10 protein-coding genes and 1 pseudogene are annotated in these 12862 nt (G+C 70.5%); 4 read left to right on the forward strand and 7 right to left on the reverse strand.

Annotated features, from left to right (window positions below; genetic code table 11):
- From Manayef4_RS25925 to Manayef4_RS10720, 5 genes and pseudogenes are all read right to left on the reverse strand, one after another.
- A pseudogene (locus Manayef4_RS25925) lies at window positions 1-342 on the reverse strand (DUF5996 family protein); the annotation flags it as partial.
- A 20-nt stretch (window positions 343-362) separates the two neighbouring features.
- Window positions 363-2045: a 4-amino-4-deoxy-L-arabinose transferase gene (locus Manayef4_RS10710; protein ID WP_070131484.1), complete on the reverse strand. Its 1683-nt coding sequence runs from the start codon at window positions 2043-2045 to the stop codon at window positions 363-365.
- Window positions 2042-3760 (reverse strand): glycosyltransferase family 2 protein, encoded by a 1719-nt coding sequence (locus Manayef4_RS10715; protein WP_254665577.1) that lies wholly within the window; start codon window positions 3758-3760, stop codon window positions 2042-2044. The genes Manayef4_RS10710 and Manayef4_RS10715 overlap by 4 nt, the downstream gene beginning before the upstream one ends.
- Before the next feature lie 363 nt (window positions 3761-4123).
- On the reverse strand, window positions 4124-4300 hold the full coding sequence (locus tag Manayef4_RS24950) for a hypothetical protein (RefSeq protein ID WP_023841309.1): 177 nt from the start codon (window positions 4298-4300) through the stop codon (window positions 4124-4126).
- Complete coding sequence (locus tag Manayef4_RS10720) at window positions 4287-5465, reverse strand: glycosyltransferase family 2 protein (RefSeq protein ID WP_254665578.1); 1179 nt, start codon at window positions 5463-5465, stop codon at window positions 4287-4289. The genes Manayef4_RS24950 and Manayef4_RS10720 overlap by 14 nt, the downstream gene beginning before the upstream one ends.
- A gap of 779 nt (window positions 5466-6244) precedes the next feature.
- Here Manayef4_RS10720 and Manayef4_RS10725 point away from each other — a divergent pair.
- Window positions 6245-6934 carry a hypothetical protein gene (locus Manayef4_RS10725; protein WP_070131485.1) on the forward strand — a complete coding sequence of 230 codons (690 nt, stop codon included), beginning with the start codon at window positions 6245-6247 and terminating at the stop codon, window positions 6932-6934.
- A 14-nt stretch (window positions 6935-6948) separates the two neighbouring features.
- On the opposite strand, the gene Manayef4_RS10730 is transcribed toward Manayef4_RS10725, so the two are convergent.
- Window positions 6949-9924: an FAD-binding and (Fe-S)-binding domain-containing protein gene (locus Manayef4_RS10730; RefSeq protein WP_349257439.1), complete on the reverse strand. Its 2976-nt coding sequence runs from the start codon at window positions 9922-9924 to the stop codon at window positions 6949-6951.
- 307 nt (window positions 9925-10231) lie between these two features.
- Entirely contained in the window at window positions 10232-10981 is a 750-nt protein-coding gene (locus tag Manayef4_RS10735) for an IS5/IS1182 family transposase (protein WP_070131486.1), read from the reverse strand.
- Window positions 10982-11471: 490 nt separating this feature from the next.
- Between Manayef4_RS10735 and Manayef4_RS25930 the strand changes: the two genes are divergently transcribed.
- From Manayef4_RS25930 to Manayef4_RS10750, 3 genes are all read left to right on the forward strand, one after another.
- Complete coding sequence (locus Manayef4_RS25930) at window positions 11472-12038, forward strand: transposase family protein (protein ID WP_023842294.1); 567 nt, start codon at window positions 11472-11474, stop codon at window positions 12036-12038.
- Window positions 12039-12064: 26 nt separating this feature from the next.
- Window positions 12065-12337, forward strand: a complete 273-nt coding sequence (locus tag Manayef4_RS25935; protein WP_035908064.1) for a hypothetical protein — start codon at window positions 12065-12067, stop codon at window positions 12335-12337.
- A 188-nt stretch (window positions 12338-12525) separates the two neighbouring features.
- On the forward strand, window positions 12526-12862 hold a 337-nt coding region (locus tag Manayef4_RS10750), incomplete at its 3' end, for a transposase (protein WP_139140060.1).

Here is a 12862-nt window from a genome sequence, read left to right on the forward strand (position 1 = left end):
GCCCGGTAGGCCCCGGCCCGGTAGGCCCCGGCCCGGTAGGCGCTGTCGTCGAAGTCGAGAACGCCGGCCCGCCGGTCCGGGCCGCGCTCGAGGGCCGCGAGCGGGAGGACGGCACGGATGCGGATGGTCAAGGCGGATCTTGATGCCGAGCGCCGCCAGCGCGTCGAAGGTGCGGCGGTAGAACGACGCTACCGACTGCGCGACCAGGGGAAATGAGATCCTCTCGCCGTCCAGGCGCTGGACGACCAGCTCATGACCGACGAAGTCGAAGTCGATGGTGAAGATCGGGTTTCCGTCGACCTRGCCCATCGGACGCGTCGTCAGTCCACGGCCGGTCAGCTGGAGGGGAAGATGTCACGGGTTCAGCACCGGTCAGGCCGGCCGCGGCAGTCCGGGACGATGACCCGGCGAATCTCGATCTCTCCATCGCCGAACGACTTGAGGACCACCGAGTGCCGGAGCGCCTCGGCGACGAGCGGGACCTCAGCGAGCACCGAGTCGGGGGGCTTGCCCATCATCAGGTAGTCGACATCACGCCAGCCGTGGGGGAACCGGCCGCGCACCTGAGGGTCGAGGTCCAGCTTGTAGAACCACACCGGCAGCGGCCGGCGCCCGGCGATCGTGAGGTCGGTCCAGGCGATGTCGTCGGTGATAACGATGCCCTCCGGGGGAACGTTCGCGAGGAACCATCGGGTCGCCTCCCGGCTCGGGGCACTCGCGTCCTGGGTGAGCGCGGTGCGAATTTTCGGTGTCCAGTCCGGGATCACCGTCGCGGCGGCCACGGACAGGGCCACCAGGACCACGAGGYAGCGCAGGCCATTGACGATCATGGCCGCGGTCGCCCCCACCCCCGCCCCGGGCCCCGACCCCGGCCCGGCATGATGCGGCGGACCGCGTCGCGGCCGTGCTCCACTCGGCAGGACGGCGTCGAGCAACCCTGCCACGCACAACGCGGCGAACGGGAGCATCGCGGTGACGTAGGGGTTGGGCAGGTAGCCGTTGCGGAAGACGAAGGCAAACTGCAGCAGCAGTAGTCCGGCGACGACCCGCAGCCGCCGCAGGGCGAGCAGGGGAACCGCGGCCGCAATACCGGCGAGGACCAGGTAGGGATCGAGATCGAGCCAGGACCGCACGACATGGTAGGTGTCACTGCCGGTGTCGAGCACGCTGCCGCTCGGGGCCCGGTCGAACAGCTGCCATCTGATCGCCCATTCCAGCGAGACGTGGCCGGGCCCCTCGAACAGCTCGTTCTTCGCGGCCGCATACAGGATGTAGATGCCGCACACGCCGATCAGGCAGCCCATGAAGTTGCGCCGCACGAATCGCCAGTTACGAGGATCACGATTCTGCCGGAGCAGTACGTACAACCCCGGGAGGAAGAGCAGGACGGTTTCCTTCGACCAGAACGCGAAGGCCATGAAGATCCCGGCGAACGCCGCCGCCGCGACACTGCGTCGCGGCGACGCCGCGCACACCAGGGCGGCGAGCAGCCACATCACGGCGATGTTGTCGAGGAACGCCATCCGCTGATACCACAGGGCGAGCGGTGAAAGCGAGAAGACGAGCAGGGCCAGGCCGGCGAAGAACCGTCGTAGGCCGAGGAGCYGGCCGAACCGGTACAGCAGCACGCAGCTCACCAGATGCACGCCGAACATGAGCTCGCGGGCCGCGGTGACCRCCGTCGGCGCCCGGTTGAAACCATCAGTGATCTTCGTGTAGATGGCAATCAACAGCCATCCGCCGAACGGATGGTCATACCAGTACGTGTAATGCGCGATCCGGTTCCAGTACTGCATCGAATAAGCCTGGGCGGCATACGTGCCCTCGTCGTCGGTGACGCGGCCCGGCCAGCCGTCGAAATTGTAACCGTGCAGCACCGCCACCACCGTCAGGAGCACGGCGAGCAGGAGCAGGCTGCGGCGGCGGACGCCGACCCAGCCGACCAGTCGGCCGGTGAGCTCCCCGGCCCGGGCTGCGATCCAGGTCACGGCGGTCTGCGGGCCKAGCGGTCGGGGGTACGGGTTCGCGGCGTCGGGTGCGGTCACGACGCCGCCTCCAGCTCGAAGCGGCCGGAGCCGGTGCTGTGGTGGGCCCCGGAGTGGGAGGTCTTCTCCCACTCGACCCGGCCACGCAGCAACCGGGCCGTGGCGCGCACCGCGGCGGCGGAGAGCGCGAGCTGGTACAGCGGGGCGCAGAGCACGAGCCGCACGCTGTCCCAGCGACGCAGATCGAGCCCGTACGCCTCGGCGAACTCGCGGAACGCCGCCTGCTCGGAGAAAACCGTCATGACGGTCGCACCGAACGGAAGCCAGAAGACGATGACCAGACCGGTCGGCGCCGCCAGAAACAACGTGAGGACCAGCGACACCGGCAGCAGGACGCCGGCGAGTGCCTGGAAGAACGGCATCGTGAGCATCTCCACCGCCATGATGCGCTGACGTGCTCCCGGCAGCGCCCGCCAGTCCCCCTTGAAGAGGACCTGCATGAACCCCATCATCCAGCGGGTGCGCTGGATGATGAGTTTCGTGAGGCTTTCCGGGGTCTCCTCCCGGGTCGTCAGATCCGGATGGTRGAAGACCGCGGTCGGGATTCCGGCGGCCGAAGCCCGCACCCCGAGGTCACAGTCCTCGGTGAGGCAGGAGACGTCCCACCCACCGAGCCTTTCCAGCACCGTTCGCCGAATGAACACCGTGTTGCCGCCGAGTGGGATGAAACGCGCGCGCGCCTGGAAACGCAGCCGCGACATGAACCAGATGTAGTATTCGAGGCAGTTGCGGGCCCGCCACCAGGAGGTGCCCGCGTCCAACCAGTGGAGGAACGCCCGTATCGGTGAGTGGTCCGCGGCGCGCCGCCACGCCGTGGCACGCGCGTTCATGAGCTGCACGCCGCCCTGAAAGATGCCGACGTCGGCGTGGCGCAGGGCCAGCGTGTTCACGTAACGCAGGAGTCCCCCGGCGAGCAGGGACTCCGCGTCGACGACGCCGACCAGGTCGCCGGTGCAGTGCCGGCGGGCGTCCTCCAGGGACAGGGGTTTACTACGCCGGCTGCCTTCGGGCGCGACGACCCGCACGTTGGAATGCCGGCCGGCGATCTCCTCGGCGACCCGTCGGGTCTCCTGGTCGACCTCGTCATACGACACCATCACGACCAGTTCCACCAGGTCGCCGGGGTAGTCGCCGGCAAGGATCTGGGTCAGGGTCCGCCCGAGCACCGGCTCGTCGCGGGCGGGGACGATGAGGGAGAAGCGGTTGCGGGGCGCGAGGTTGCCGGTCAGGTCCACGTGATGCACCCGCTCGGGACGCTGCCAGCTGTACTGGCCGCGCACGAGGGTCAGGCTGGCGACCAGCAGCATCAGCAACGAGACGATCGTCCATGCGGCGAGTAGCACGACGTGGTGATGCTCGGCCGCACGCACCCCCAGCGTCACCGCGAGGGGCACGCTGACCAGCGCCCACACCCAGCGCCGCCGGCGGCTGGCGCCGGGGATCGACCCGCGGGTCCGCGCCCGGAGCCGACCGGACAGGACCAGGCCGCCGGTCACCGCCGCCACCGCGCCCAGTACCACGGCGAACGGCTGGCCCAGGCGCGGACCGCCGTACGAGACCAGCCTGATGTCCGGCGAACCGGCGAACATGTAGACGTACCAGCCGCCCGACTCGCACGCGAGCCGGGCGAGCCACGGGATCCGCCGGCCCCGGCCACCCCGGCCGAACATCCGAGGCAGGACGACCGCGAGTGCGCCGGGCAAGAGGTAAGACATGCTCCCGTCCAGACCGACCAACGCGGACAACACGAGGGCCGACGTGGTGTGCAGGGCGGCCCCCCACCCCGCGGCCCACCACCCCGCGGCCGCTACCATCCACAGCCGAGGTGAGCGTCGGGGCACGCGGGGATCTCGGTGCGCATGGGCATGCCGACGCGCGCCGCGGGGGAGCGCCCGCGCACGCGGGACTTCGGAATCAGAATCGGATGTCACCTGTACCTGCCTGAAAGGGGTGGGCACGGAGCACCGCGGGCGGGCGACACCGCGGCGGGTCCGGTCCCCGGCCTGGATGGAAGGTCAGTTCGCCGCGACGAGCTTCGGGAGGTCGGCCACGTACTCGGCGACCGTGGTGTCGGCGAATTAGCTCCTCGCCATTCCCTTGTAGTTCGTCGTCGGCGTGGAATACGCCAAGGTGCCGCCGGCAAGCATGATCCGCCTGTCGGGGAGCTGCGCATGCCCGGAACAGAACAGCCGGATGAGGACCCCACCGGCGCCGAGGTGTACGCCGTCACCGGCGGGTGGGCTACGAAACCGCACCGGACACCCCGTCCTCCGACGGCCTTCCGTGGGACGGCGACACCGCCCGCTCAGACGCCGCCCGCTCAGACACCGCCCGCTCAGACACCGCCCGCTCAGACACCGCCCGTCGCCGGTACACCAGCCGATCCACCACCAGGTATCGGACGATCACCGCGGCGGCCAGGGACATCAGGGTCGAGATGCCGACGCCGAGATGCCATCGCCCGACCAGCACCGCGAGYAGTGGCAGCCGAATGACCAGATCGAGATTGTTGATGAGCGCGAACGCCGGATAGCGACGCAGCCGGGAACCCGTCTCCCGATCCCAGACCAGGAGCTCGCAGCCGAGGAAGTTCCAGCCGACGGCGATCTGGGTCGCGACGATCGCCGCGACCAGGTAGTGCAAGCCGACGTGGTGAAGCACGGCGGTGCCAAGCAGGTTCGGCACCGTCCCGGACGCCCCGACCAGGGCGAACCGCGCGGGCTTCGGAACCCGCAACGCGAACAGCCGCCGGGCGAAGCGGGCGCCTTCGGTCAGCGAGGCGTTGGAGGTCCCGGCGTGCCGCTCGGCGAAGGCGTACCCGATCTCGCGGACGCGCAGCCGTCCGGACGCGACGAGCAGCTCCAGCAGGATCTTGTAGCCGTCCGGTCGCAGGCCGGCCCGGTCCACGACGGCGACCCGTACCAGGAAGAAGCCGCTCATCACGTCCGAGACGCCGCGCAGCCGACGGGGGAAGACCCACCGACACAACCGGTTCGACCCCGTCGAGACCAGGTGCCGCATGCTTCCAGCGAGCCCCGATGCGCTGCCGCCGGACACGTACCGGCTGCCGATCACCACATCGGCGGCATGTTCCACGGCGGTGCCGAGCAGCGCCGGGATGGTCTCCGGCGGATGCTGGAGGTCCCCATCGATGATCACCGCATAGGGCGCGGCACAGAGCGCGAAGCCCTCGCTGACCGCGCCCCCCAGCCCGCCGACCCGCTGGGCCGGGGTCCGGTGGTGCACCCGTACCGGTAACCGCACCGAGGGGCGGACGCGCGCGATGACCTCGGGCGTTCCGTCGTCGGAGTCGTCAACGAAGATTACTTCTCCGGACAGGCCGTGCAGCGCCTCGTCGAGGCGCCGCAGCAGCGGTTCGACGTTGCGCGCCTCGTTGCGGGTGGGTATCACGACCGACACCTGTGGCCCGACGTCCAGCCGGGAACCGACCGGTTCCGCGGCCGAACCGCCCGTCCGCTCGGGACGCTCCAGCGGGTGGCGGGGATGCGGCAGAACGGGCAGACGGAGCAGGCCCGTGCGGTCGTCCGGTCTGCCCGCCGGCCCGGTCCGGCTCCCCTGCTCGGTCSTACTCGCTTGATCGGTCCTACTCGCTTGATCGGTCCTGCCCCCCTGATCGGTCGAGGTCATCGGATCCCCCCGGGGCCACAGACCCGCGAAACGCGAGTCAACGCCGAGATAATCCCGATCCGTCGAATTCCGGACAATACAGCGCAACATTCACGCGGCCACATTCCTGTGGTGATCATAACGAATTTCCCCCAGAGGCAGCGGAACAAGAGAAGCCTCGGATCGAGCCATCTACCGGCACCCCATGCCCGATCCGGGCCCTACGGTCATAAGGCCGGGCGAAAAATTACCGCAGGTCGTCAGCCGGCGGGGGCGGGTGACCACCAGGAACACTCCGAGACACGGCCTCCCCGCTAAGCCGGGTGCGCCGTGCCACACCGCACTCCACCGGCATGCTTTCCGACACTTCCGGGCAACCCGGTTGGCCGGTACCGTCCGGCCCTATAATTCAGAAATCACCGATCAACATCCCCGCATAGGGCCACAAGTCCCGGCCCCACGGAGCGGTACATCGCGACAACACGTGGAACCACCCCGGCCGGGTTGACGACAGTCACGACCGCAGAACCCCGCGCCCATAGACTTCCCAGYCATAAACCCCAGGGAGCACGGTGTCAGACCAGCCTCGCAAGAGCAGAGCGGACAGGGGGCACGTTCGCCTCAACCAACGGGATCTCCACGCCCTCGAATGGATCTTCGATATGCGGGCCGCCTTCGAGTCGGACATCTCGGAGATTCTCGGCCCGGAACACCCGATCTCCAAGAACGCGGCCCGCGCCGTCGTGAAGCGCTGGGAGAACGCCGGAGTCGCCTCCGCCGATCCCGTACTCGCCGGCCAGGGCCGGCTCGTACGGCTCACCGCCGAGGGCACCCGGCTGGTCAGTTCGATGGAGCTGGAATCCGACGGGGYGGCGACGAGCGCGGCGGGGGCCGTGCGCCACGCCATGGTCGCCCGCGCCCGGCTGYGGATCGAGAACGCCGGGGTGGGCGGGTCGCGGGTGCTGGCCTGGATCAGCGAGCGACAGTGGCGGCACGAAAACGAGGCCGCCCTGCACACCGGGTCGCACGTTCCCGACGGATTCGTCCGCCTCGATGGCGGGATGACGGGAGTCGTGCAGGTCGGCCATACCCGGGTGGAGGTCGCCCGGCTCYGGCCACTGATCGCGAAGCTCRCCCGTCACCATCCCGTCGTCGTACTCGCCGTTCCCCGGGGAGAGCTGGCCGGCAACCCGGCCGGCCCCGCCGCGGTCACCGACGACGGCGACGGCCTGCCGGCGACGGTCTTCACCGTGGAGATCTGACTTCGCTTCTGACGTCACTGCGGAGATCTGAGCCCGGCGAGACGCTCGGCGAGCAACTCGGCGAGATGCCGCCCGCGCCGGGCGGCGACGTGTTCGGCCTGGGTCCGGCAGGAGAATCCGTCGGCGAGCAGCACGGTGCCCGCGGGAGCCGAGGCGATCGCCGGGCCCAGGGTACGGGCAGCGATCGCCATCGACACGTCGTAGTGCCCGGCCTCCATACCGAAGTTGCCGGCCAGGCCGCAGCAGCCAGCGAGGACGTCGACGTCCGCGCCGGCCGCCGCCAGCAGGCCGCGGTCGGCGGCGAATCCCATGACCGCGTGCTGGTGGCAGTGCGGCTGGGCAAGGACGCGCACCCCGTCGAGACGCGGCGGAGTCCAGCCGATGGTGTCGGCGAGCAGCTCGGCGAGGGTACGCACCGCACCGGCGACCAGCGCGGCTGCGGGGTCGCCCGCGAGCAGCTCGACGAGGTCGCCGCGCAGCACCGCCGTGCAAGACGGTTCCAGGCCGACGATCGGCGTCCCGGCCCGGGCGTACGGCGCGAGGCAGTCGACGGTCGCTCGCAACCGGCGGCGCGCACCGTCGAGCTGGCCGGTGGTGATCCAGGTGAGACCACAGCACGCGGGGCCCGGCGGCACGATCACCCGGTAGCCGGCGTCCGCCAGAACTGCCACGGCGGCCCGGCCGACCTCGGGGGAGAACGCCTCCGTGAACGTGTCGATCCACAGCACCACCTCCCGGCTGTGGGCCTCGCGCCGGTGGATCGCCCGCCCGTCGGCCGCTTGCCCGTCAGCCGGCCGCCCGTCAGCCAAGTACCCGTCGGCCGGGTACCCGTTTCCCAGGTCCGAGCCGCTTCCCAGGTCCGAGCCGCCGTGCTCGCGCCACCAGCGGCTGAACGGTTGCCTGGCGAAGGCCGGCACCTCGCGGCGCGCGTCCATGCCCCCCATCCGCRGCAGCAGCCGTCGCACCGCCGGTCCGGCCAGCACCGCGTTGACCAGGCGTGGCGCCCGCCCGGCGACCCGGGCCCATCGGGGYAACCAGCCGAGCACGTAATGGCTGACCGGCCGGAGTCGATGCCGGTAGGCGCGGAACAGCACCTCGGACTTGTACGTCGCCATGTCCACCCCGGCCGCGCAGTCGCGCGCGCACGCCTTGCACGACAGGCACAGGTCGAGCACCTCGGCCACCTCCGGGGCCCGGGCGCCCCCGGCACCTCCGCGGACCAGCGAGCCGTTCGCCATCTCCTGCAGCACCCTGGCCCGGCCGCGGGTGGAATCCTTCTCGTCGCGCGTCGCGAGGTACGACGGGCACATGAAGCCGCCGGCCGCCGGCGTGTCGGCCCGGCAGGTGCCCAGCCCGACGCAGCGGTGGACGGCCCGCCCGAACTCCCCCGCGTCGGCGGTGAAGGCGAATCCGCCGATAGTGGGCAGCGGGCGAGCCGCCGGCAGGCGCAGGTCGGCGTCGATCGGCCTCGGCCGGACCAGCACACCCGGGTTGAGAAGATCGTCCGGGTCGAACAGGGCCTTGAAACCGGCGAAGACGCCGAGCGCGGCCGGCGAGTACATCCTGGCCAGCAGCTCACCGCGGGCCCGGCCGTCCCCGTGCTCACCGGATATCGAGCCGCCGTAGGAGGCGACCAGGTCGGCGGCCTCGGTCAGGAACGGGCGCAGGCGCCCCGGGGCCTCCGCCAACGGTAGATCAATCCGGATGTGCACGCAGCCGTCCCCGAAGTGTCCGTACGGCACCCCGTCGATCCGGTGCGCGCGCAGCAGGTCTTCGAAGTCACGCAGGTAGGCTCCCAGGCGCTGCGGCGGCACGGCCGCGTCCTCCCAGCCGGGCCAGGCTGGTTCCCCCGCCGCGCTCCGCCCGGCGAGACCCGCGCCGTCCTCGCGGATCCGCCAGAGGGCGCGGGTCTGCGGGCCGGTGGGCAGCACCCGGGTGGCCCTCGTGCCCGCGGCGGTCGCCAACGCCCAGCCGGCCGCGAGCGCCTCCGCCGGGCTCGCCCCACCGACCTCGACGAACAGCCAGCCGGTGCCGGCGGGAAGCTCCGGTACGGCCCGCGGTCCCCGGTGCCGGCGCACGATGTCGACCAGGCGCGCGTCCATGCCCTCCACCGCCAGCGGAGCGTGCGGGAACAGCAGCGGCACGGCGTCCGCGGCGGCCGGCATGTCCGGATAGCCCAGCACGACCATCGCGGTCGCGGCCGGCCGGGGGACGAGGCGGACGGTCGCCCCGAGCACGACCACACAGGTGCCCTCGGAGCCCACCAGGGCCTTCGCCAGGTCGCCGCCGCGTTCGGGCAGCAGGTGCTCCAGCGAGTAGCCGGAGACCTGGCGGGGGAACCTGCCGAGTTCGGTGCGCAGGACCGCCAGGTTGGCCCGGACGAGGTCGTCGAGCCCGGGGACTGCCGGATACCCGGGGACTGCCGGATACCCAGAGCCACCCGATCGCCCGGAGCCACCCGGGCCGACCCGTAGTCGACGTCCCGTGCCGTCGAGCACGTCGAGATCGACGATGTTGTCGGCGGTCCGGCCGTAGGCGATCGCCCGTGCGCCGCAGGCGTTGTTGCCGATCATGCCGCCGATGGTGCAGCGGGCATGGGTGGAGGGATCCGGACCGAATCGCAGCCCGTGCCGGCCGGCCGCCTCCTGGAGGCTGTCCAGGATGACCCCGGGCTRCACGCTCGCGGTGCGGGCGGCCGGGTCCAGGGAGATGATGCGGTGCAGGTGGCGGCTGAGATCCATCACCACCCCGGGGCCCACGGCGTTGCCCGCGATGGAGGTGCCCGCGCCCCGGGTGGTCAGCGGGGTCGCGGTGGACCGGCAAACTGCCGCGATCGCCAGGATGTCCCCGACCTCCCGGGGGAACACCACAACCGCGGGCGGCACCCGGTAGTTCGAGGCGTCGGAGGAGTACTCGGCCMGGCGCCGGGCCGAGGCGTCGACCATGGGCCGGACCACTCGATCATGATCTACACCGGTGCCGGCGACCATCGATCCGGCCGTGGTCGGTCGCTCCCCGAGCGCCGCCCGCAGCATCTGGACCAGCTCCGCCCGGTCCCCGGCCCCTGTTCCGGCCCCGGCCCGATCCCCGGGACGCCGAAACTGTCGGCGAAACCGTTGGACCCGCACGCGACGCTGCTCCCGCTGCACCCCACCATCCTCGCCACGGGCCGGGCCGGCCGCACCGGATCGACCTGCCACTGTGGATCTTCAATGAGATCGCCCTCCCGGAACCCGGGCACGGCACGGTCGGTGGCCTCCTTCGGCCGCTCACTGAGCCTTTTCAAAGTTAGCTTTCCTAAATCTCTTCCTCGGTGAGAATGAATGCGGCGAGGGCGAACTTCCCGACACGGCGGGGRCAGCCGCGGAAGCGGTCGAAGATGTGCCAGTTCTTCRGGATCGCGAAGCCGCGCTCGCCTCTGGCGCGGGTGGCGGCGTGGGCACGGTTGATCTCCTTTAGCTGATCGGACAGGTCGCCGCCGGGTGGCTTCTTGTACGGAACGAGGAGGTGGTCTCCTTCGCCGCCGACATATCCCTTGTCGGCGAAGAGGTGGAGCTCCGAGCGGTCGATCACGTGGAGGATGTCGTGCATGCGGGCGGCGGTGAGGTCGTGGACGCTGCCGGGAAGCCCCTCGGAGATCCAGATCATCCTGCCGTAGGGGTCGGTGAGGCCCTGSAGGTTGATGCCGTGGTACTTGTGCTTGCCCGAGTAGTACAGCTTGTTGTGTGCCCGGACACGGGTGGTGCGCACGACCGTTCCGTCGAGGATGAGGAAGTTGCTCTGCGTCCACGCGAACGTCCACACCGCCGCGAGGCGGCTACGGCCGCGGGTGGCCAGCAGATCGACGGCCTCGCGCACGTAGTTGTAGACCGTCCCGACACTGACGCCGAAGCCTTCGGCGAGTCGCTCGTAGGTGTCGCCGTTGCGTAGGTGCGCGAGCACGAGGAGTGCCTGCCCGTGTGGGGACAGCTTGCGCCACGTCTGRCGCTGAGCGCGGTCGTCGGCCAGCAATGTCGAGGCCCAGGAACGAGCGGAAGCGCAGGCCATACGACCTAAGCCRCACAAGCTGGCGGTGAAAACGCGGTTGCACGACGCGGTCAATGAGCCTTTCCCGGCAACGGGTCGTCGCACTGGGTAGCCGTAACGGACTGTGATGGTCTGGCGGGTGGGGTCGGGCCGGGAGACAAGGCGGCGCGGGGTCTCGGTAGGAAGTGTCCTTCCACAGATCACTTCACCGAAGGACCCCGCGTCCCGCATGAGTTTCACATACACCGCCGAGCTGCCCTTCGGCGATCACACCGTCTTCCGCCTGGCCGGACTGTTGGTCGCGGAGCGTCAGCGTCGTGGTACCCGTAACGGCACTCGCACGCTGTCCGCGCTGGAGCAGGCCGTGATGGCCCTGCGCTGGTTCTGTGACGGCACGCGGACCCGCCCGCCCCTCAACGATCATGGAGTATCCCGCTCAGTGGGCTACCGCTACCTGCACGAGGGCGTCGCCGTGCTGGCCTGGCAGGCCCCTGACCTGCGCGAGGCGTTGATGCGGGCCAGGATCGCAGGCTATCGCCATCTGATCGTCGATGGCACGGTCATCGAGACCGACCGGCTGCGCGTGCCTGGTCCGAGCGAGGGCGTGGACCTGTGGTGGTCCGGCAAGATCTCCGATCACGGTGGCAACGTCCAAATCCTGTCGACCCCCGACGACGGCTGGCCGCTGTGGGTCTCGGAGGTGCCCCCCGGCCGCGAACACGACTCGACCGCTCTGCGCGCCTCCGGCGCGCCGCCGATCCTGGAAGAGGAGTGGACCGCCGACCTACACGAGGTGCTGTTCGACCTCGGTTACGAAGGGTTGGGCGGCCCGGCCGGGCCGCCCACGCTCGCCCGCAAGAAGCCCACGGCTCCTACCCAGAGAGTCACACAAGCCTACCACCAGCAAAATCAGTGGCCGGGTACCGCGCGGTCGGCGGCCTCGGCAGAGTGCTCGGAGATGCCGACCATGCCGGCGATCCTGGCCTGCTTCGGCCGAGTCGACCCCCGCGGCCGGCGCTCCGCCCGGCCCGACCGCGGCGCGAGCTTCAGCCGCGTGTTCAGTTCGCCACGCGCCTGAACGAAGAGCGTCTGGTAGATCGTCTCGTGCGACACGCGCATCTCCGGATCATCCGGGAAATCCTTCTTCAGCCGATTAGACACCTGTTCCGGCGAGAAGTCGGCCGACAGCCGTTCGGCCACCGCGTCGTGCAGCCGGACGTGAGTTTCCAGCTTGAACGCCTTCGGTCGCCGCCGCCGCTCGTCGGCGCGTTTCTGCGCGTCCGCGGCGCGGTATCCGGCATTGCCGCCGTTGCGCGCGACCTCACGGCTGATCACCGACTGGTTTCGGTCCAGCCGGGCCGCGATCATCCGGTGTGACAGTCCCTCGGCCAAGCCCCTGGAGATCGCCTCCCGCTCCTCCAAGGTCAACTCGACGCCGCGCACTCAGCCCTCCGATCAGTGGATCATCTTTCTACCAGCACTGATGCTCTGATCATCTGAGACCGCCCCGGGTGGCCGTGGTGGGTACACACCGGTACCGGTCGGGTCTTGGTGACGCCGGGTGGGTGGTTGCCGAAGCGGTGTTGCCGCCGGGGCATCGTGGGCGCCATCCGGTACGTGGCTACGTGGCCCGCAACGGGATCGCGTGGCGGGCGCTGCCGGCGGGCTTCCCGGCGTGGCGGGCGGTCTGCGGCTTCTTCGACCGGTGGAAGAACAAGGGCGTGACCGCCAGGGCCCAGGGCGCGTCGCGGGGCGGACCCGGCCCGCGGGGGTCGTGGACCATCCTGAAGACCACCGTCGAGACCACCCGGGAGAACCCCGGCCGGAAAACCTCCGGGGCCCTGCCGGGACGAGGGGTGGTCGAACGCACCCTCGCCTGGCTTACCGCCCACCGGCGGCTTG

The sequence above is a fragment of the Frankia sp. CgMI4 genome, assembly GCF_001756285.1.
Lineage (GTDB): Bacteria > Actinomycetota > Actinomycetes > Frankiales > Frankiaceae > Frankia > Frankia casuarinae.

Excerpts from the sequence above, each read along its gene's own strand:
- Manayef4_RS25930 (WP_023842294.1), top strand. The coding sequence starts at position 11,472 with ATGCGGGCCAGGATCGCAGGCTATCGCCATCTGATCGTCGATGGCACG.